The organism is Gottfriedia sp. NPDC057948 (assembly GCF_042887255.1).
Lineage (GTDB): Bacteria > Bacillota > Bacilli > Bacillales > Bacillaceae_G > Gottfriedia.
Genome location: NZ_JBHVPN010000001.1, coordinates 18360 through 40168, shown reverse-complemented (window position 1 = coordinate 40168; position 21809 = coordinate 18360). Strand labels below are relative to the sequence as shown.

The 21809-nt window shown below is 34.9% G+C and carries 16 protein-coding genes; 3 read left to right on the top strand and 13 right to left on the bottom strand.

What is annotated here, in order from left to right; genetic code table 11:
* Window positions 1-113: 113 nt before the first annotated feature.
* Window positions 114-530 carry a MerR family transcriptional regulator gene (locus tag ACFVRR_RS00180; RefSeq protein WP_097973794.1) on the bottom strand — a complete coding sequence of 139 codons (417 nt, stop codon included), beginning with the start codon at window positions 528-530 and terminating at the stop codon, window positions 114-116.
* A gap of 636 nt (window positions 531-1166) precedes the next feature.
* Window positions 1167-2051, bottom strand: a complete 885-nt coding sequence (locus ACFVRR_RS00175; RefSeq protein ID WP_387323444.1) for an HD-GYP domain-containing protein — start codon at window positions 2049-2051, stop codon at window positions 1167-1169.
* 282 nt (window positions 2052-2333) lie between these two features.
* Between ACFVRR_RS00175 and serC the strand changes: the two genes are divergently transcribed.
* Window positions 2334-3428, top strand: a complete 1095-nt coding sequence (gene serC, locus ACFVRR_RS00170) for a 3-phosphoserine/phosphohydroxythreonine transaminase (RefSeq protein ID WP_387323441.1) — start codon at window positions 2334-2336, stop codon at window positions 3426-3428.
* Window positions 3425-4585: a phosphoglycerate dehydrogenase gene (locus tag ACFVRR_RS00165; RefSeq protein WP_387323438.1), complete on the top strand. Its 1161-nt coding sequence runs from the start codon at window positions 3425-3427 to the stop codon at window positions 4583-4585. The genes serC and ACFVRR_RS00165 overlap by 4 nt, the downstream gene beginning before the upstream one ends.
* 118 nt (window positions 4586-4703) lie before the next feature.
* Here ACFVRR_RS00165 and ACFVRR_RS00160 read toward each other — a convergent pair whose 3' ends face one another.
* The 10 genes from ACFVRR_RS00160 to ACFVRR_RS00115 all read right to left on the bottom strand — a co-directional run bounded on the left by ACFVRR_RS00160 (window position 4704) and on the right by ACFVRR_RS00115 (window position 19748).
* Window positions 4704-5894: an acetyl-CoA C-acetyltransferase gene (locus ACFVRR_RS00160; protein WP_387323435.1), complete on the bottom strand. Its 1191-nt coding sequence runs from the start codon at window positions 5892-5894 to the stop codon at window positions 4704-4706.
* Between the two features lie 51 nt (window positions 5895-5945).
* Window positions 5946-7364: a sigma-54 interaction domain-containing protein gene (locus tag ACFVRR_RS00155; RefSeq protein ID WP_387323432.1), complete on the bottom strand. Its 1419-nt coding sequence runs from the start codon at window positions 7362-7364 to the stop codon at window positions 5946-5948.
* Window positions 7365-7449: 85 nt separating this feature from the next.
* On the bottom strand, window positions 7450-8226 hold the full coding sequence (locus ACFVRR_RS00150; RefSeq protein WP_387324877.1) for a 3-hydroxybutyrate dehydrogenase: 777 nt from the start codon (window positions 8224-8226) through the stop codon (window positions 7450-7452).
* A gap of 30 nt (window positions 8227-8256) precedes the next feature.
* The gene (locus ACFVRR_RS00145) at window positions 8257-8913 is read right to left on the bottom strand and encodes a 3-oxoacid CoA-transferase subunit B (RefSeq protein ID WP_387323429.1); all 657 of its coding nucleotides are present in this window, start codon (window positions 8911-8913) and stop codon (window positions 8257-8259) included.
* A gap of 12 nt (window positions 8914-8925) precedes the next feature.
* The gene (locus ACFVRR_RS00140) at window positions 8926-9627 is read right to left on the bottom strand and encodes a CoA transferase subunit A (protein WP_025568519.1); all 702 of its coding nucleotides are present in this window, start codon (window positions 9625-9627) and stop codon (window positions 8926-8928) included.
* A gap of 42 nt (window positions 9628-9669) precedes the next feature.
* A complete protein-coding gene (locus ACFVRR_RS00135; RefSeq protein WP_387323425.1) occupies window positions 9670-11100 on the bottom strand; it encodes a GntP family permease in 1431 nt (476 codons plus the stop codon).
* 371 nt (window positions 11101-11471) lie between these two features.
* Window positions 11472-12347, bottom strand: a complete 876-nt coding sequence (locus ACFVRR_RS00130) for an NAD-dependent epimerase/dehydratase family protein (protein WP_387323423.1) — start codon at window positions 12345-12347, stop codon at window positions 11472-11474.
* Between the two features lie 167 nt (window positions 12348-12514).
* On the bottom strand, window positions 12515-17737 hold the full coding sequence (locus tag ACFVRR_RS00125) for a S8 family serine peptidase (protein WP_387323420.1): 5223 nt from the start codon (window positions 17735-17737) through the stop codon (window positions 12515-12517).
* Between the two features lie 616 nt (window positions 17738-18353).
* A complete protein-coding gene (locus ACFVRR_RS00120) occupies window positions 18354-19115 on the bottom strand; it encodes a metallophosphoesterase (protein WP_387323417.1) in 762 nt (253 codons plus the stop codon).
* Window positions 19116-19193: 78 nt separating this feature from the next.
* Window positions 19194-19748: a maltose acetyltransferase domain-containing protein gene (locus ACFVRR_RS00115; RefSeq protein WP_387323414.1), complete on the bottom strand. Its 555-nt coding sequence runs from the start codon at window positions 19746-19748 to the stop codon at window positions 19194-19196.
* 167 nt (window positions 19749-19915) lie between these two features.
* On the opposite strand from ACFVRR_RS00115, the gene ACFVRR_RS00110 reads away from it, so the two are divergent.
* Window positions 19916-20449, top strand: coding sequence for a LysE family translocator (locus ACFVRR_RS00110; protein ID WP_387323411.1), 534 nt, complete (start codon window positions 19916-19918; stop codon window positions 20447-20449).
* A 69-nt stretch (window positions 20450-20518) separates the two neighbouring features.
* Here ACFVRR_RS00110 and ACFVRR_RS00105 read toward each other — a convergent pair whose 3' ends face one another.
* Window positions 20519-21526 (bottom strand): PTS sugar transporter subunit IIC, encoded by a 1008-nt coding sequence (locus ACFVRR_RS00105; protein ID WP_387323408.1) that lies wholly within the window; start codon window positions 21524-21526, stop codon window positions 20519-20521.
* Between the last annotated feature and the right edge of the window lie 283 nt (window positions 21527-21809).

Here is a 21809-nt window from a genome sequence, read left to right as displayed (position 1 = left end):
CTACAAAAATATAAAATTATTATTTTACTTACTTAATAGATTACCATAATTTAGTAAAACATACCTATTTTATAGCTTTAATAAATTGTTAAGTTTTAAAATTAATTTAGTCATTATTTTACAAAATGTTTCAATGTTTCAAATAACGGAAATGTATGATGTGACAATGAATCTACTAAAGCATTTTTTTCACAATCATTCATACCCGATATTACTGGTACTAATTGAGCTAATTTAGCTTCAAGCTCAATAATTTGATTTGATATTTGTTGAATTTGTTCAAAAACACAATTTTTTTGATTATAATTAGTTTGCAGTAAATCTTTTATCTCTTCTAAGGATATTCTCATTTTTTTACAATGTTCAATAAATCGGAGAGTCTCAATTGCCTCTGTGGAATAATATCGATAGTTTGATTCAGATCGTTTTGCTTCTAGTAACCCTAATTTTGTATAATAATCAATTGTTCTTTTTGAAACTTGAGCTATTTCAGCTAACTCACCAATGCGATACTCGATCCCAAGTGACAACCCTCCCCATTTTAAATAGTATTACTATTATATAATTTAGAAAGTATACAGTCAAACGTTACAGTTCTACATAAATTTCGTCTTCAAAGTAAATACGAATTAAATAATTAAGAGTTTTAGTGTAATCTTAGTTGTTTTTTTAGAAGTTGATGTGTTGATTTCCTCTCCAGGATGCTCGCTTTCCATGGGGCGAGACCTGAGCCTCCTAGTTCCTGCGGGGTCTTTAGCCTTCCCGCATTTCTCACAGGAGTCGAGCACCTTACGTTCCAATAGCCATCAATTTGTCCAATTGCAAACGGAATACCTATATCTTTAGTAATTTTTTCATTTGTAGTTGTTTAGTTCAAACTCTTTTATTGATATTAAGCAGATTTTTATCAAATTATTATTCCAATAAGAGGACTATTTGCTAAATCCATTTGAAAGTATCTACTAATATTTCCAGTCCATAATACCTTAACTGGTATGGGTAATTTTTTATTTTATTTGCGTTTCACTGGATTTTAATTGTAGTTTTGCTAATTTTATTTGCGATTCTCAGATTTTAATTGCACTCTCCTGTTGTTCTGTAGCTTTTCTATAAAAAAGAGGGTCCCCCATAAAACTTATGGGATACCCTCTATATTTTTAAACTTTTCATTCTCTAAAATCAAATAGGCTAAGGAAAATATCCGTAATCTCAGGATCAAATTGGGTTCCTTTATTCTTTTCTATTTCCTTTAAGCAGTCTTCTAAAGACATCCCCTTACGATATAATCGATTTGAGATCATCGCATCATAGCTATCGGCTATTGCTACTATTCTAGCAATTAAAGGAATTTGATTACCCTTTAGTCCTTTTGGATATCCTTTTCCATCGTATCGTTCATGATGGTATAAAACGATATCAAGGATGCCATTTTCATTAAAAATAGCAATATGCTTAATAATGTCATATCCAATCACAGGATGTTTTTTAATTGTATTGTATTCATCATCAGTCAATTTCTCATGCTTCAGTAAAATATGCTCCGGAATACCAATTTTACCAATATCTTGTAATAGGCCCCCTTGATGGATGACTGCACATAGATTTTTAGATAAATTCATTTCCTTTGCAATTTTATAAGCAATATTGGCAACACATTCTGAGTGATGTGCAGTGTAGTTGTCTCTGGAATCTAACGCCTTTGAAAGAGCTAATATTAACTCGATCGATCCAGTTTTAACTCTCTGATATTGTTTCATTAAGCCTACTGATATGTAAGTGATTAGGTAATATGTAATTAGATAGCTAATAATATGCCCTGCCTGGGGAACTAAATAGTATCTAGAAAGTACTATTATTGTAGAAACTAAAATGATAAACCAATTAGAACAGTTGTAAAAACCAAGTCCAAATAATACAGTATCAAGCATGTACAGTAGGTAAAAACTATCACTTTTTTTAGAACAAATTAAATTAAATAATACACTCACCGCAAAAGAAATGTAAAAAGCATAACGAAAATAAACTGGTTTGTTAAACCATTTAGAAAACATTTAAACTCCCTTAAAAACAAGATAATCATTAAAATTTCCATTATCTTCTAAAACTATGCATTTTTATTTTTCAATCATATTGTTAACCAACTTAATTTTTGAATTTTATTCATATAAATTTACTTTTTTAAATACTACACTCAATAATATTCCCTCTTCATTAATTTGAAAATTAATTTTTTTTGTGAAATTTTTATTAATTTATTTCATCTTTTATTGACCAACTTATATGAGTAGTTTAAAGTTAGAATATTAAAAAAATACCTAGTGAGGATGATTTTTATGGAACGCGTTTTTAATTTCTCTGCAGGCCCATCTGTCTTGCCTGTTCCAGTATTGGAAAAGGTACAAAAAGAACTTGTTTCTTACGGTACTTCTGGAATGTCAGTTATGGAAATGAGTCATCGTTCGGCTGAGTTTGAAGGAATTATTAAGAAATGTGAAAGTTTATTACGTGAACTTTTAGAAATTCCATCAAATTATAAAGTGTTATTTTTACAAGGTGGAGCATCAACTCAGTTTTCAATGATTCCATTAAACTTATTAAGAAAGCATAAAAAAGCTGCTTATATTAATACAGGAACTTGGTCAAAGAAAGCAATCTCTGAGGCAAAAAAATATGTAGATGTTGATGTTATCGCTTCATCTGAGGATGAAAATTTTTCATATATTCCTAATTTAGAAGATTTAGCCCTTTTTGAACCATACGATTATTTACATATTACAACGAATAACACAATTGAGGGGACAAAATACTCTACTTACCCTAAAACAAATTCTCCATTAGTTGCAGACTTTTCTTCAAATATTCTTTCTGAACCAATTGATGTCTCACAATTCGGTTTAATTTATGCTGGAGCTCAAAAAAACATCGGTCCAGCAGGGTTAACAATTGTCATTATTAGAGATGATCTTATTGGAAATGCCGATAAAAATTGCCCGACAATGCTCGACTACAAAACACATGTAGAAGCTTCTTCACTTTATAATACACCTCCTACTTTCAGCATTTATGTAGCGATGCTAGTTTTAGAATGGATTAAAGAATCAGGTGGTTTAAATTGTATTTATCAAACTAATCTTTTAAAAGCTCAATTATTATATGATTTTATCGATCAATCTGACTTGTTCTCTTCACCAGTTAAAAAAGAGAATAGATCACTTATGAATATTCCATTCACATCAACTTCTGATGAATTAAATAAGCAATTTCTTGCTCAGGCAAATTCAGCTGGCTTGGTGAATCTTGAAGGTCATCGATCAGTTGGTGGAATGCGAGCTAGTATTTATAATGCAATGCCATTAGAAGGCGTTGAGAAATTAGTTCATTTTATGAGTCAATTTGAAAAGAAAATAGTAGAGGAGATTGTAAGATGATAAAAATTCAAACATTAAATAATATTTCTGAGCACGGAATGAAAGAATTTCCTTTGGAAAACTATACTATTAACAATCAATTAAATGAACCGGATGGAATTCTTTTAAGAAGCCATAGTATGCATGAAATGAGGATACCAAGCAGTCTTAAAGCAATCGCAAGGGCTGGCGCTGGTGTCAATAATATTCCAATTGATGAGTGTACTTCAAGAGGTATTGTTGTATTTAATACGCCTGGTGCAAATGCAAATGCAGTTAAAGAACTAGTTCTGACAAGTTTATTCCTTTCTTCACGACGAATTATTGAAGGAATTGAGTGGACTCGTTCATTATTTGGTGAAGAAAATGTTTCTAAAATTGTCGAAGCTGGTAAAAAAGAATTTGCAGGAGCAGAGATCGCAGGAAAGAAATTAGGTATTATTGGTTTAGGAGCAATTGGTGCACTCGTAGCAAATGATGCGCTTGCGTTGGATATGGAAGTATATGGTTATGACCCTTATATTTCAGTCGAAACTGCATGGCGATTATCTAGGAATGTGCAACGAATCGATAATTTAGAGCAGATTTTTTCAACATGCGATTATATAACAATCCATGTGCCTTTAACACCTGAAACAAAAGGATTTGTGAATGAAAAACTTTTATCAGGAATGAAAAAGGGAGCAAGATTACTTAATTTTTCCCGTTCTGAATTAGTAGATGATGTTGCGCTTGAATATGCGCTGAATAATGGGACTGTAGGAGTTTATGTGACAGATTTTCCAAATGAAAAAGTGATTGGCATGAAGAATGTCATTCCAATTCCTCATTTAGGAGCATCAACAACTGAATCAGAAGAAAACTGTGCCCGAATGGCAGCAAAACAATTAAAAAATTATTTGGAAACAGGTAATATTAAAAACTCTGTTAATTTTCCAAATGTAGAATTACCTTATACAGGGAAAAAACGGATTACGATTGCACATAAAAATATTCCTAATATGGTCGGTCAAATTACAGGATTATTAGCAAAATATCAAGTAAATATTGCTGATATGCTTAACCGAAGTAAAGGTGCTTTTGCTTATACAATGATTGACCTTGATGAAACAATCAATGGTCCAGTTGAACAGTTGTTAAAAGATATTGAGGGTGTTATTTCTGTAAGAATTATCTAACCCTCAGACTGCCCGTAAACGCTCGCTTTCTTCGTTGCTTCGCCAGTCTGCGGTGATTTTTAATTAATACAATGAAGCGGTAGGATCATTAAGAGTCCTACCGCTTTTTATTTATTTTTTATTCAAAACAATTTTCAATAATTGTCGCAACGCCTTCTCCGCCACCAATACATAAGGTTGCAAGGCCGTACTGTGTCTCTCTTCTCTTCATTTCATGAATCAATGTAACTAGTATTCTAGTTCCACTTGCACCAATTGGATGTCCGAGTGCAATCGAGCCTCCATTTACATTTACAATATTTTCGTCAAAACCGCATTCCTTCATAACAGAAAGCGATTGCACAGCAAATGCTTCGTTCGCTTCAATCAAGCCTATTTCACTTAATTCAATCGATGATTTTTCAATTGCTTTTTTAGCTGCAAATGCTGCTCCAATTCCCATTATACTCGGATCAACGCCTGCACTACTATTTGCATTTAATTTTACTAATGGTTTAATACCTAGTTCTCTTGCTTTACTTTCACTCATTAATACAACTGCTGCTGCGCCATCATTTATACCTGAGGCATTTGCTGCTGTAACTGTTCCATTTTTTTCGAAGGCTGGTCTCAAGGGTGAAATTTTCTCTACTGTAGCACCAAATTTTGGATATTCATCCTCTTTAAAAATGATTGGATCCTTTTTTCGTTGTGGAATTTCAATCGCAACAATTTCATCTTCAAATTTTCCGGCCTTCATTGCATTTTCGGCTTTTTGTTGACTATTTACCGCAAACTCATCTTGTTTTTCTCTAGAAACTTCATAACGAACTGCTAAGTTTTCAGCTGTGTTTCCCATGTGATAATCATTAAACGCACACCATAGTCCGTCTGCAATCATACTATCAACAATTTGTTGATTGCCCATTCTATATCCATCTCTTGCACCTTTAAGTAAATATGGTGCTTGACTCATATTTTCCATACCGCCAGCAACTATAATTTCAGCATCTCCTGCTATAATTGCTTGAGTCGCTAAATGAACTGATTTTAATCCAGAACCACAAACCTTATTGATTGTCATTGCTGAGACAGTATTTGGGAGTCCTGCCTTTAATGCTGATTGTCTTGCTGGATTTTGACCTAAACCAGCTTGAAGTACGTTCCCCATTATGACTTCATCAACCTGGCTTTCTTGAATACCCGCTCTATTTATCGCTTCTTTAATAACTTTAGCGCCTAATTCTACTGCACTTACATCTTTCAATGTACCACTGAAACTTCCGATTGCAGTTCTAACAGCACTAACAATTACAACGTTCTCACTCATTTTATTTCCCCCTTTTTATTTCATCCTATTAACCAAACGACATGAAATCTTTTAACTTTTTATGTTATAAGCTTTACATTTTTCATAAAAAGTTGACTTACTTATTTCTAATAATTTTGCAGCTTCAATTTTATTACCTTGAGATTCAATTAGGGCTCTCTTAATAGCTTCCTTTTCTGTCTCTTCAATCATTTCTTTTAACGATTTTAAGGAATTTTGATAGTTTAATTGAGATGCATTTTTTTCGAATTCGACTGTATTTTTTTGATTGGTTGGATTTTCATATAAATAAAGAGGTAATTGCTTTGGTGTAATCACTTTACCATTTAGGACATTTATGCATCTCTCAAGTACGTTTTCTAGTTCTCGAATATTTCCTGGCCAATGATGTGACTTAAGAATTTGAAAAACTTCATTTGAAATTTGAATTCCGTTTCGATGAAATTTCCTTTCGAGTTTTTTTATTAATGAATCTGCTATGAGAGGTAAATCATTTATCCTTGATCTAAGTGGAGGAATGTCTATTTTAATTACATTTAAACGGTAATACAAATCCTGACGAAATTCTTTTAATACTACCATCTTCTCAAGATTTCGATGCGTAGCGGCAATAACTCTTACATCAATGGAAATAGGAGAACTTCCACCAACTCTTTCAATCTCTCTTTCTTGAAGTACTCGCAGTAATTTACTTTGCATATGCAAAGACATATCACCAATCTCATCTAGGAAAATCGTTCCTCGGTTCGCAATCTCAAATTTTCCTTTTTTACCGCCTCTTTTTGCACCTGTAAAAGCACCTTCTTCATAACCAAAAAGCTCTGATTCTAGTAAATGCTCTGGAATTGAAGCACAATTTACTCTTACGAATGGAAAGTTTCTTCTTGGACTAGCATCGTGAATTGCATGTGCAAATAATTCCTTACCTGTACCAGATTCCCCAATAAGTAAGATTGCAGATGAACTTGCAGATACTTGTTCTGCCAAATTTTTTGCAGCATTAAAGACTGGAGTATCACCAATTATTTGATTGAAGCTATATTTACTATTTAATTCTTTCTCAAATTTTCTTTTATAATAGTTTAATTCTTCTACTAAAGGTTCTACTTTTTTAGAATACTCAATCCAATCTTGCGCATTTCGGAACATTACGGTTCCAACAGCACCTACTAATTCATCCCCTACATACAGCGGATAACGATTTGCTACCATTTCTGTATTTTTTATTGGATGAATCTCCGCTACTTCTGCCTGACCAGTTTTAGCGACTATATGCATTCTAGAGTTTTCAATTACATCTACTACAGGCATACCAATCACTTCATGAGCAGATCGACCAACAAACTCACAATACGATTCATTCATATACAAAACTTTTCCTTCTCGATTAACGACAACAATCCACTCAGTTGCAAGATTAATAATCTCGGAAATCCAATCAAAAGGAAGACTCTCTAACATACTATTCATACCATACCTCGCTTAAAGTAGTAGGGAACTAGAAAGGATAAGAGCAGGAATCTCCCCCTGCTCAAAACAAACCTTTCCTCTTATCCTACTGAACTGTATATCCTGCATCTATTACATTCGCTTGACCTGTAACCCCGCCAGTATATTCACTAGCAAGAAATACTGTATAATTTGCAATTTCTTTTACTGTAAGTAATCTTTTTTGAGGTACTAATGGATAAATTACTTCTTCAATTACACTTTCAATTGGCACATTTCTTGTTTTTGCTAAGTCGGCCAACTGGTTTTGAACTAAAGGTGTATCAACATAGCCTGGGCAAATTGCATTGACTGTAATACCATCAGTTGCACCTTCTAATGCAGCAACCTTTGTTAAACCAATAACGCCATGCTTCGCAGAATTATAAGCAGCTTTGCCAGCGAATCCTATTAACCCATTGATCGAAGCCATATTAATAATGCGACCATACTTTTGCTTTTTCATAATTGGAAATACATGTTTGATACTAATAAAAGGTGCAGTTAACATGACCTTAATAAGTAATTCGAATTTCTCAGTAGGGAAATCCTCAATTGATGACACGTATTGTAATCCAGCATTGTTTATTAAAATATGTAATTCACCAAATTGATCGATTACTTTATGAAACGTGTCAACTACTTGTTCTTCATTTGTAACATCACATGCATAACCGATTGCATTGAACCCTAGCTCTTGTAATGAAGTAGCTGACCTTTGAACATTTTCCTCATTTAAGTCGGTTAAGACAACTGTTGCTCCTTGCTCTGCAAAGGTTTTAGCAATTTCAAAACCAATTCCACTACCGGCACCAGTTATCAGTGCAACCTTCTCAGAAAGCATTTGCTGCATTTGTTTGCCTCCTTTTAAAGATTAGTTCACGTTATTTAATAACTTCGGACTAATTGTAAATGTAGCCTCAGTTTTTTCAGTAATTTCTTGAATCTTTGCTCCACCAACGCATTCTACTAAAACCATTCCATTTTCTGTAAAATCAAAAACTGCTAATTCAGTAATTAGTCTATGAACTACGCTTTTTCCAGTTAAAGGTAAAGTACATGCTTTTTTAACTTTGCTTTCTCCGTATTTATTTGCATGTTCCATCACTACGACGATTTTCTTCGCACCATTTACTAAGTCCATCGCACCGCCCATACCTTTTACCATTTTTCCTGGAATCATCCAGTTAGCAAGATCACCAGTTTCTGAGACTTCCATGCCACCTAAAATAGCTAAATCAATATGGCCTCCTCTAATCATCGCAAAAGATTCAGCACTATCAAAATAAGAAGCTCCTTTAGCCGCAGTTACTGTTTCTTTACCTGCGTTGATTAAGTCAGCATCTAGTTCAGTTTCTGTTGGGTATGGTCCAATACCTAGTAAACCATTTTCAGATTGTAGCATTACTTCAATTCCTTCTGGAAGATAGTTTGCTAATAAAGTAGGTAGTCCAATTCCAAGGTTTACATACATACCATCTTGAATTTCTTTAACCGCAGTTTGAATAATTAATTGACGAATATCTTTCATGTTATTAGCCTCCTATACTCCTGTAGTCATTCTACGTTCAATTCGTTTTTCGTATGTTTCACCGTGGAATACGTGTTGTACATAAATGCTTGGCGTATGAATTGCATCAGCATCAAGTTCTCCAACTTCTACTACTTCTTCGACTTCGGCAATTGTGATTTTTCCAGCCATCGCTGCAAGTGGATTAAAGTTACGAGCAGTTTTTCTAAAAATTAGATTCCCTTGCTTATCAGCTTTCCACGCTTTAACAAATGCAAAGTCTCCTACGATTCCTTCTTCTAATAAATAAGTTCTTCCATTAAATACTTTATGTTCTTTTCCTTCTGCGATTGGTGTACCTACACCTGTTGCTGTGTAGAATCCTGGGATTCCAGCACCGCCTGCACGAATACGTTCAGCTAAAGTACCTTGAGGAACTAGCTCTACTTCAAGTTCTCCACTTAAGAACTGCTTTTCAAAAATTTTATTTTCTCCAACATATGAAGAAACCATCTTTTTAATTTGTTTATTTGCTAATAAAAGACCAAGACCCCAATCGTCTACTCCACAGTTATTACTTACGATCGTTAAATCCTTTGTCCCTTTATCTCGTAATGCTAAAATCATTTTTTCAGGAATACCGCAAAGACCAAAGCCACCAACAATAATCGTAGCTCCATCATGAATTTGTGAAACAACCTCTTCAACTGAAGTAATTACCTTATTCTTGCCCATTATTTTGCTCCCTTCAAAAGTAAGATTAGTAGTTTAACATTCTTAAACAAGTCCTGTAAGTTTAAATACTGCAATGATTAAGAATACTGCAACTGTTTTAATGATTGTTATTGCAAAAATATCTTTATATGACTGGCGATGTGTTAAACCAGTTACAGCTAATAATGTGATGACTGCACCATTATGAGGCAAGGTATCCATACCACCTGATGCCATCGAAATAACACGATGCATTACTTCCGGCGGAATATTGTATTTATTAATCGCCTCGATATATTTATCAGACATTGCACTAAGTGCAATCCCCATACCACCTGATGCAGAACCTGTAATACCTGCTAAAGTTGTAGTTGTCACAGCTCCATTTACTAATGGATCCGTAAATGTATGAGAGATTCCTTTACTTACCATCCCAAATCCAGGTAAAGCAGAGATTACTCCACCAAAACCATACTCAGCACCAGTATTCATAGAAGCAAGTAGTGCTCCACCAATGCTTGCATTCATACCTGTCTTTAGATTTGTACGCATATTCTTATAGCCATAAATCATCGCTGAAAGAATCCCAATAACTAAAGCACATTCAACTGACCAAATACCAACAACTGCAGGAATTTGAACAACCCCAAAAGCTTCTAGTCCAATCGATTTAAAGTCAAATCCATTTGGATACCATTTTGGGAATGAAACAACAAAAAATTTATTTGAAAATCCAACTAATAATAGCGGAACAAATGCTAAAATTTGTTTTAAAACTGGTGTAGGCGTATTGGTCGTTATTGAAGGAACTTCTGTTTGAGTTTCATTTGCAGCAGCTAGTTCTCCATTAAATCCTAAATAACCTTCCCCTGCTTTTTCTGCCTTCTTACGTCTTGATTCTAAGTACCAAAGTCCAACTGCAAGTACAAAAATAGCAGCTAAAATTCCTAAAAATGGTGCAGCATAAATATCTGTTTTGAAAAATGTAGTTGGAATAACATTTTGAATTTGCGGTGTACCTGGCAATGCATCCATCGTAAATGTAAATGCACCAAGTGCGATTGTTCCAGGAATTAATCGTTTTGGAATATTCCCTTCACGGAATAAGTTTGCAGCAAATGGATAAATAGCAAATACAACAACAAACAAACTTACTCCACTATATGTTAAAATTGCGCCCATTAATACAATCGCTAATATCGCTCTTTTTGCTCCAACTAATTGAATAATTGTTTTCGCGATCGATTCAGCAATTCCAGACATTTCAACGACTTTACCAAAAATTGCTCCAAGTAAAAATACAGGAAAATATAGTTTTATGAAACCAACCATTTTTTCCATAAAAATATTACTAAAGAATGGAAGAATATAACTTGGCTCAGTTAAAAGTACTGCAAATAAAGCACAAATTGGTGCAAATAAAATAACAGAAAACCCACGATAAGCAACAAACATTAAAAGTCCTAATGCTAATAAAATAATTAAGATTTCCATAATAACCTCCTTGTTATCTTTACGTTTTGGCACATTTTGATAACGCTTTCATTCAAATTCATTTCGATTTAAATTCCACTATTTACTTGTATTTAGCTCCTTTCAAGGGATTGTCCTTCTGCTAATAAAACAAGCAAATAGTATGCCAAGTTATTATGAGTTTTTAGTAAAACCGTATTTAATATATTTGGGACTTTGTCTACACTATGAAAATTTATTTTATAATTCTAATAATATTAAGTTAATTTATAATTTTCAATCATTTTTAACAATTTTTTTCCGAAATTTCGGAATTTCACTTCAATAAAATTCCGAAAACCTGGAAATTCCAGAAATTCGGAATTTTATTCTTTGAACATTTTATGAATTTTTTATAGTGAACTATAATGATGAATTAATTTTTTCATCCAATCATGTACTTCTAAAAATTGAAACCCTTCTTTTTTAGCTTTCTCATTACTCAATGATTGATCGCTATAAGCATCAAATGGTGATTGATGTTCGATCGCACCATGAGCGTTAATAATAGCCTTTTTTCTAGTTTCCTTTTCACAAATGTTTATTATTTCTTTAAATGTTATTTCACCATTTGAACACGCATTAAAAGGACCACTTTTAATCGATTCATTTTCACCTAACCAAAGTAAAAACTCAGCGGTTTCATCAGAATCGATAAAGGTCATCTCTTTGTTTAAATCAGATAGTATTATTTCTTCATTTCTTGAAATTTTACTAACATGGAAGAGCAATCTCTTCGTATAATCATCCGGTCCCAATACGATCGGGAATCTAGCCGCATACACTGGGAAATTTGCTTCTTGATATAAAACAGCCTCACAAAGACGCTTTCCTTCCGCATAAGAATATTCATTATCATTGTTATATTCAATTGAATAATTAAAAGGATCAAAGTCATTTTCAACATGGTTTAATCCAGTATCATAGACCGCTAAAGATGAAGTGAAAATATATCTTCCAACATGATTCGTTAATAGTTTAATAATTTCCTTCGCTTCATTTGGGGTATAACAAATATTATCATAAACAAGGTCCCATTTATGAGTACTTAAACTAGTTAATGTTTCAGGATTTCGTCGATCGATTATAAATCTACTAACTCGATCTCCGAAGTCATCCTCTGTTAGTCCTCTTGTTGCGATTGAAACATCGTAACCTTTTTCGATTAATTTATGAACAAGTCGTTTTCCGAAAAACCTTGTACCACCTAACACTAAAACCTTTTTCATTTTTTAACCTCCAAACAAAAAAATACCCATATTAATAATTCGCCATAAAACTACAAATCACCTTTTTTATATATGAAACTTCCTTTACTAAGTTTGTTTTTCTAGTAGTCTATTTATGAGATTTGGACGAAAAAGAGAGCCTCATTCATAGAGGCTCTCCGTTTTTATTATTTGTTTAAAATGACTGTTTCAGTTGCAGCACTCACATTTCCTGCTGCATCTTTTGCTGTAACAGAGATGACCAATCCGATGTAATCGCCATAATTTTTATGAGGAATTTCTAAACTGAAGTTCCCATTTAGATCAGCTTGTACTTCTGTCACTACATTGTTGAATTTTATAGCAACCGTCGCATTTGCTTCGGTTCTACCTGTAATTTTTTGATCTTTTTTCGTAACTGTATTAATGATTGGTGCGTCTGGTGCTGTACGATCTAATACAACAATCGATGCTGTTTCACTTTGGTTTCCAGTTGCATCATTTGCACTTACTGTTAATACACTGTCTGCTTTTTGTGGTTTAATTTGAATATTGTAGTTTCCACTTGCATCAGTCTTTCCTGAACCAACTACAGTATTATTATTTTTCACAACAATATTGACATTTGCATTTGCTTTACCTGTGATTGTTGTATCATTATCATCAATTACATCAATAGTTGGTGTTAATAGTAAAGTTGCCATCTGAATAACGTTTGAATATCCTCCGTTAAGTGTACCATTCAAACCACCCATTACAACCAATCTAAAACGGTAGTACGTACTATCACTTAATCCTGTCACTTTCGCACTTGTAGAGCTAACTGTAATCGGAGTTTCCAGTTTTGCATCAGTCCAACTAAAGTTATCTGGCCACGTAATACCATCCTTGCTAGATTGTTGCTGAATTTTCACGCCGTTTACACCAGCAGGATCTACTGCTAACCAATTAAGTGTAGATGAGTTAGCATTTTTTGTATCAACTTTAAACGTGATTACATTACTGTAAACCTTAGCTTTATTGAAGATTTCTGTTGCATACAAATCCTTACCGTCAACTTTCATAACTAGTAGTGGTATAATCGCAGTATCTGGATTTGTTTTGCCGAAATTAGTAGCGACAAACTGCATGTCCTTACTATCAACAATACCGTCTTTATTTAAATCTTCGACCGGGTAGATTACACTATTTTGTTGACCTATTTTATCAGATACTAGCTTTGCATCAAGAACATCAATCACGCCGTCGCCGTTCACATCACCAGCTAGACCATTCGGTTGTCTGGATGTAGCTCCAATATAGCCGCTAAACGTACCGACACTGTCTCCCCATGGAGTCTGCGTATTCATTGTGATGGTCTGAACGCTCTTTAAGTGCCCTGGTGCTTCGATGATTACTTTGAATGGGTCTTTTGAAATCGGAATGTTTAAGATATTGACATACCCTTTCGAAGTAATCGTTCCTGGGTATTTAGAACCATCCGAAAGTAGTGCATATGCTTTTGCGTTTAGTTTTGTATAGTCAACCGTAAAGTTGTTCGCAAACGCTTGAAGTCTAACAAAAGATTGAACTGAATTATGCGTCGGAAGAACTTGGAAGCTGTTCACTCGACTAAACGCTGTAATGTTGGTCGGCTGCGTTTGACCATACTGCATCATGCTGAAGTTAGTCATTACATCATCCTCAACCATATTCCCATATAAAATCGAAGCCGGCCCTTGCGGGTCATCGTTCTTCACTTTTAAAGTTACCTTCAAAAATGGCATATTATCGCCGCTGAATCCTTTGAAGTCTTCTCCGCCGCTTAAATGTGCGCCCACATTGATCATGGTTTTGCTTCCATAAAGAGGGTCAGGCGTTCCAACAGGCGTATCCACATTTACCTTCACGCCATGATCATCAGCCCATTTTTGGAATTCCGGCGCTACCGTCACCCCTTGCAAATCGTACACATCTTTGAAGTACGTTGCATTATATGTCCCTGACATCATTTGCTGAACATTGTGTAAGTTCAGTGTCATCGTGACTGTATCATTCAAGGTCACTTTTTGTTTGTCATACGTCGGCACCATATACGGCGTGTCTTTTTTAACAAATGCATATTGATGGAAATCGTTGACAAGTTCCGCGTTTCCTGCTACATCCTCAGGGAAAAGTGTAACAACTGCCGGACCATTTTCAATGTCCGATTTTTCAATCCCGAATTTTGTATCTCCGTTTGCATCTGTAGGAAATGTAGAATCTGGATCGTCAATGCGATTATAGTAATAAAACAACGTGTTATCCGATTGGGTGATGCCTAGAGGAGCCAACTGAGCGGTTCCTTCATCATATAAGTTGGCATGAACCCAAAACGCATGATAGGTATTACCCTCTTGTTTTTCATCCGTAAAGTCCGAATCACTCAGCTCGTACACGCCTGGAGCATGGTCATTATAAGTCAATTTCGGCAATTGGTTGTCCACTATAAATAGCATCGACTTCTCATATGTTTTCGCATACATATTTGTCGTATCTGTTGCGCGTAATTTAATCGTGTACTGACCTTCTGGCAATGATGCTTTTGTGAACTGGCTTGTCAATTCTTTCGACGGATCTCCGATAAATGGATAGTAGTTACTAGCGTCAAAAGTTGGCATAACTAAAAACTGATCCGTTGGAGCTTTACTTGCACTAATCGGTGATGGAGAAGTGGCTCCAAGTGCGTTGCCGTTTTTATCGAAAATTACTGCCCATACATATGTCATCGGGCTGTTTAATGTGAAGCCGATTTTCCGTGCACTGCCGAGATTAAAAAATGAAGGGATGACCGGCTTTCTAGTAGTCGCGGCATTGCCGTCCATCTGCAAGTTGCTGAAGCCTTTTTCAACCGTACGAACAGCCAGTGGCATGCGATACGTTTCACTTGGATCATCATGATTAACAATGTTCAAATATCCTTCATATCGACCATAGTCTGCACTACTCGGTACGTTCACGGTTGCTGTAAAGCTCGTTGTTTCACCTGCTTTTACTGTTAGTGATGGTGAACTTGTTGTCACCGTAATGCCATTTTTAGTTGCATCACTTACTGCTGCATTTGGTTTTATGAAAGTTGCAGATATATCAAACGTTTTGTCAGAGTTTCCTCGGTTTTTTACTTTCACTGTTCGATTACTCGTATTGGCCGCACCGTCTTTTTTATACACTGCGCCAAATGTTAATGAACCTTTTTCATAATTCATATTTACAGTATTACCACTACTATCAATGTTTGCAGTTGTGTCTTGTGCTTTAAAGCTCACGTCACGTTTTACTGCTTTCACTACATTGACTAAACCAGCACCTTGTTCGTATACTGAGTAATCTCCGTCTAGATTTCCAGAAGTGTTCGACAACGCTGCTTTCACGTCAGCTGGTGTGTAGTCTGGATGTGCTTGTAAGATTAGCGCAGCAATACCTGCGACATGTGGTGTCGCCATCGATGTACCTGATATACGAGCATACGCGTTACTATAGTCTACTTTATTTGGGCTATGAACGAAATATGGATAAGTTGAGTATACCGATACACCTGGTGCAACAACATCTGGTTTAATGTCATATGTCGAAGTGACTGGACCTCTAGAACTAAAGCTTGCTAAGTGATTGCCCGCTGTATTCGTTGAACTAATATTTGTAAACGTGATCGTATTTGTATTCGATACACTACGTAAACGTTCACCATCAGCTTTTGTCATACGGAATGTTGGTATATACCCAACATCACTTGCTAAGTAATTATCAATGTCACCGTCAATATTGTTAGTCATGATCGCTGCAACCGCGCCTGCTTTCGCTGCGTTTGTTATTTTTTCAGCTAACGTGATTGTACCACGTGTAATAAGTGCAACTTTTCCAGTTAAATTGATCGGATTACCGTTTGCATCTTTAAAATCAGCTGCTTGTGCTAAACCAACATCCACGAATTGATATGTTTTACTCGCAAGATCTGATATGCGATCGTTATAACCTTTTCCAAGTAACTTGAAATTAGTAAATGTTTCATTGCCTACTTTTGCTGATGCAGTCGGGATACTTACCGGGAAATCACTTGCTCCAACTGTAATCGCAAGCGCCGATGCACCCGGCGTACCTAGTGAGCCTGCACCCGGACCTGAGTTTCCTGCTGCAATAACACATGTTACACCTGCAATAGTTGCGTTATTAATGGCCACAGCTTCTGCTGATAACGGATCATTAGCTGGTGCTCCAAGTGATAAGTTGATAACTTTCATACCATCTTGTACAGCTTTGTCAATCCCTCCAATAATCGCATCTTGAGCCCCTGTACCGTAAGGACCAAGTACACGATAATTATACAAGTTTACACCTGGTGCAACACCTTGTGCTGGTAAATCTACATTATTCTTACTTTGTGCTGCAATTGTTCCAGATACATGCGTCCCATGATATGTGATGTAATGTTCGTATGTCCCGTCAGGTTCGCCTGCTTTTTTCCAATCGTCAACTGTTGTTTCCATTGGATCCGCATCGTTGTCAACAAAATCCCATCCTTTAACTGTTGTTGGATCGATTTTGCTTGCATCTTCTCCACTTTTTGCACGGTAGCCTTTATATACGTCTGCTAAATCTGGGTGATTGTAGTCAATCCCTGTATCAATAACCCCTACATTTATTCCTTTTCCAGTAGTACCTTCTTTATGCAAATCTTCAATACCTGGTAATGGAATGTAATTTTCTGGTAAATTATTCTCACCTTGTTCACTTTGCGTGGAAGCTTTCAGTTCACTTGGGTCAAGCTTTACTATGTCATCGTTTAATACACGACTTACTACACCAGAATCAAATAATTTCTCTACTAAGTTACCTGGTAGTGTCATTGCCACCCCGTTTAATGCATGTGTGTATTCACGCGTAATTTGAGCGGTAGCCTCCCCAGCTTTGTCTGTTGTTTCATTAGACACTTCATTTGGTGCGATACTTAATGCAGAAACTGCATTTACTGAATTAGTTTTACTTGCACTATTATTTAACCCATTTACAAATGACTTGAATGTAGCATGTGACGATTTAACTGCGCTATTTTCTGCGCTTAGTGTCGTTTTTTCACCAGCCACTTCTTTTTGTAGCACACTTATTTTTGCTGGTTCTTGCGTAAATTCGACAATAACCTTGACCGGTTTTGAGCTTTTCGTATCAATCTTTGGCGAAATCTTTACATCACTTTCTGTTGATATTTTCTTTAAAGCGTCGATTTGATCAGATGATAAGTCTGGTGTGCTTGTTTTTTGTGTATGTGAACCGACGACAGTATTTTCTGTGCTAGTATTTGGTGTAGCTGCTAGTACATTAAATGGAATCATCGAGCCCACGACCAGAGCACTGATCGTTGTTTTAGCTAAACTTACTTTGAAGTTTCTTTTACTCACACTTTACTCCCCCATTTTTTGAAATTTTTTGACAATTTTCTATCTTTTTTTTATTTTAACGCTAGCAATCGTTATCGTAAATTGGGGGAATTTGACCAAATAAACTATAAAAAAATCAGATAATAGGTACAATTTGTAAAATTATTTTTTTAAAGCCCTATAAAACTTAATTTTCAAACATTTTTTATTTGGGGGAATTATCATTTTTTTGTCAAAAAAATTAAGAACGCAAAATAATTATTATAATTTTCTAATTTTATATTTTTATAATATTTTATCAAAAAAAATATTAAAAGAGTTTTTGTAATAAAAAAAGAAGATACAAATGCTGAATTGTTTCCTATAAAGTGAACACATAAAAAAAGAGACTGATGACCAGGACATAAAAATACCCGAATAATAGACTCTTATTTTAAGTGTCTATTATTCGGGTCTAAGACAACCCTTTTTTGTCATTTTGTGGATTTCAATCCCCCTCCAAACTAAGAAACTGTCCGTTTCGAAAGCTATAAATCTACTCTCTATTTTGTTTATAAAAGTCGAATTTCAGGTTACAAAGTATAAAAAAAACATGAAATATATTTATATCTCATGTTTAAGTCATTTTCTTATGACTTTATATACTTTTAATGACAATGTAATGAGTTTCAGGGCGTGCATTTAACCTAAGTGGTATAGTCGTTGTTCCATATCCATTACTTATTATTTGAGTTATCCCATTATACACATGCGTTTTACCTTTTTCATATGGACCATATCCGAAAATTCTTATTTGTCCTCCATGCGTATGACCACTTAATACAAGCGATACTCCATGTTCTTCCATTAAAAACTTCAAGATTCTTGGATTATGACTAACTAAAAGCTTAAATGCATCCTGTTTAACACCTTGAAAGGCAAGATCAATATCCACCTTCCCCGTTTTCAAATCATCTACCCCAATTAATGCCCATTCTCTTTGCAAATGGTTTAAGGTAACAGAAGCGTTCTTCAAAACAGTTACATTCCATTTATTAAAAATAGTCAGTAAATCCCTTTTTTCAATTTCTATATCATTATTACCCCAAACAAAGTAGACCTCACCAAGACTACTTAATTTTCGAATATTTTGTTCAATCCTTTCAAGAGGCACTCCTTTTTCTAATAGATCGCCACCAATAATGACAAGATCAACTTGATTAGACATCTTCTTAATAATAGAAGAATCTATTTTTCTTCTATGAATATCAGAAATAAAAAATATTCTAATTGGCTTTTCAAGAGTCGTATTCGAAAAAGAGAATTCGTGTTTTCGAACTATATTCATATGAGCTTCTGTAAACATATAGACTAATACCGTAATACCTATCAATATAAAAATGAAAAAAATATAAATCATATAGCCCTCCATTTCCAGCATTGACAAAATTAGCTATTCGTTGTGTGCTTCCTAAAAAGGACTTTTTCGTAAATTCTATTACTTAATTTCCTTAATAATTCTTGCCGGGTTACCTCCAACTACAACATTATTTGGAATATCTTTTGTAACAACGGCCCCAGATGCAATCACTACATTATGTCCAATTTTTACTCCTGGATTAATGATGGCTCTTCCACCAATCCAAACATTATCCCCAATCGTAACTGGTTTACCAAATTCCGCTCCACTAGCCCTTTCAACCGGATCAAGTGGATGTGTAGCCGTATAAATATGAACCCCAGGTGCCATAAAGCAATTTACGCCAATATGTACCGGGCAAACATCTAAAATGACACAATCAAAGTTTGCATAAAAATTTTCTCCTACATGAATATTGTGTCCATAATCACAACGAAAGGTAGGTTCAATATATATGCTTTCACCCGTCGAACCGAATAACTGCTTTAATACACTTTCCCTTTTAATACTTTCGGTTTCAAGCGTCAAATTAAACTCGCGCGTCAAACGCCTTGCATTAACTCTTTCCTCAACCAATTGAGGATCCCCCGCTAAATACATCTCACCATTAATCATTTTTTCCTTCTCACTCATCTAATCACCCTTCATCTATTTCTATTAAGCTTTTCTAAATTCCAAGTACTTGCTGCTTTTCTGGCCTTAATCTTTCCCTGCATTTCCTGCCTCTAATTTGTTAAAGTAGAATAATAAAATCTAACAAATATATTAAAAGAGGTATTTAATTAGATTTAACTATTTACTTGTCTTTTATTGGAGTATCACTCCCATTAATTATAGCACCTGGACCAGATAATATTTTTGTCATGGCTCAAAGTATTTCATACGGAAAAAAAGAAGGAATTGCAACGGCATTTGGCCAATGTTCTATAGTTACTATCCATACACTTGCTGCTTCAATTGAATTATCTACCATCTTATATAAATCAGATGTTGCTTTTTCCATTTTAAAATATTTAGGAGCTTTTTATTTACTGTACTTAGCTTACCAAGCCTTCTGTTCAAGTAGTATAGTGGGTTCATTTACGAAACTAAAGAAACACACTTTACCTGCTTTATATCGTCGTGGATTCTACGGTATGCCGTCCTCTGCAAATGATTATTTTAGGTTTGACTTTCATGGTATTACTCTTGTTGTATTTTCTATTATAGCTATATTTGCAGGAAACTTAGGAGAAAAACTGTTACAAAATGAGAAATCATCTAAAATTATCAATCTAGCACAAGGTACTATTTTTACAGGAATTGGTTTAAAATTATTTTTTATGAATCGATAAAATAAAAGTTCATTAATAGGTAAATGAACTGAAAAATGAGTACTGTGATTAGTACTCATTTTTAAATTTTTATAATATCTTCAACTCTCCAGCTTTAATTATACCCGCCTGTTTTAAGAATATGTACACGATATACGAAACAATCCCAGGTACTAATACGTATGTAACAATCATCGGTATAATAACGGCACTTCCATAAGTAGCTAATAAATTCATTGGTGCAACTAATGCACATAACCCTAAACCTGCGATTTCTTTTGGCGCTTCAATATGAAATAAGAATGCTGATACTGGTCCTGCTACGGCACTTGCAACTGCTGTCGGTATAAGTATTTTAATATTCCTAGTTACATTTGGTAGCTGTAATTTTGGCGTGATGATTAATAAACCAAGAATACTTCCCGGATCATTCTCTCTTGCAGAGATAACAGCTAAACCAACAAATTGCGCTGCGCATCCCGCTAATGCAGCTCCTCCAGCTATTCCATCTAAATTCAAAGCAATTGCTAATGCAGCAGAAGACGCTGGCGAAACAATTAAAATACCCCAAACGACTGCTAATACAATTGAAGCTATAATTGGCGAACCTTCTGTTGAACCTTTAATAAAATTCCCAACCGCTATTAAGATTGGAGAAATCCATTTTGATAAATATATTCCAATTAAACCTGAAATTAAGATCGCAAATAAAGGCACAACCATTAAATCAAGTTTTGTTTTACCTTGAACAGCTTTTCCAATCAGGATTGCAATTATAGCTGATAATAACGCTCCGACTGGTTCACCCATTTTAATGGTCATTGCCGTATCTACCATTAATAACGCTCCGGAACCGATTATTGCAGCGGCCATTGCAGAAAAAATGATTAGCGTACTCGAACCTAATAAAACGGCTATACCTGCACCAATGGCTGGTGCCATTAATAACTTAGTTGATAATCCGATCGTCATTAAAGATTCGAAATGAAAAATTTTCCCAATGCTTTCAAGTAAAGAACCAATACCGATCATGACGAAAACAGCATGTGCTATACCTTCTGATGCTTTAAATACCCTACTTTTTTCTTGCGTACTCATATCATACCTACCTTTTTTTAGTAACTACTTCTAGTATTTGCATAATGAATAGAAAATTATTAATAAATAGAAGCACAAAAAAGCGTCCAAAGAAATTGGACGCTCAGACTGTTGACAAACGCTCGCTTTCTTCGTTGCTTCGCCTGTTGAGCGGTGCTCATTACCGTCTAGGGTAACTCCGCTCCTCACCAGGCTTCGCGCCTCGAAAGACAAACGCTTGCAATCAGTCTGAAACTCAAGTTTTTTTTATTTTGTCTACATACTAAGCGTCCAAAGAAATTGG

Bases quoted from the DNA above. Each gene is read 5' to 3' on its own strand.
- ACFVRR_RS00175 (WP_387323444.1), bottom strand. From the start codon at position 2,051: ATGTTTTCTAAATGGTTTAACAAACCAGTTTATTTTCGTTATGCTTTT.
- serC (WP_387323441.1), top strand. From the start codon at position 2,334: ATGGAACGCGTTTTTAATTTCTCTGCAGGCCCATCTGTCTTGCCTGTT.
- ACFVRR_RS00165 (WP_387323438.1), top strand. From the start codon at position 3,425: ATGATAAAAATTCAAACATTAAATAATATTTCTGAGCACGGAATGAAA.
- ACFVRR_RS00160 (WP_387323435.1), bottom strand. From the start codon at position 5,894: ATGAGTGAGAACGTTGTAATTGTTAGTGCTGTTAGAACTGCAATCGGA.
- ACFVRR_RS00155 (WP_387323432.1), bottom strand. From the start codon at position 7,364: ATGAATAGTATGTTAGAGAGTCTTCCTTTTGATTGGATTTCCGAGATT.
- ACFVRR_RS00150 (WP_387324877.1), bottom strand. From the start codon at position 8,226: ATGCTTTCTGAGAAGGTTGCACTGATAACTGGTGCCGGTAGTGGAATT.
- ACFVRR_RS00145 (WP_387323429.1), bottom strand. From the start codon at position 8,913: ATGAAAGATATTCGTCAATTAATTATTCAAACTGCGGTTAAAGAAATT.
- ACFVRR_RS00140 (WP_025568519.1), bottom strand. From the start codon at position 9,627: ATGGGCAAGAATAAGGTAATTACTTCAGTTGAAGAGGTTGTTTCACAA.
- ACFVRR_RS00135 (WP_387323425.1), bottom strand. From the start codon at position 11,100: ATGGAAATCTTAATTATTTTATTAGCATTAGGACTTTTAATGTTTGTT.
- ACFVRR_RS00130 (WP_387323423.1), bottom strand. From the start codon at position 12,347: ATGAAAAAGGTTTTAGTGTTAGGTGGTACAAGGTTTTTCGGAAAACGA.
- ACFVRR_RS00120 (WP_387323417.1), bottom strand. From the start codon at position 19,115: ATGATTTATATTTTTTTCATTTTTATATTGATAGGTATTACGGTATTA.
- ACFVRR_RS00115 (WP_387323414.1), bottom strand. From the start codon at position 19,748: ATGAGTGAGAAGGAAAAAATGATTAATGGTGAGATGTATTTAGCGGGG.
- ACFVRR_RS00105 (WP_387323408.1), bottom strand. From the start codon at position 21,526: ATGAGTACGCAAGAAAAAAGTAGGGTATTTAAAGCATCAGAAGGTATA.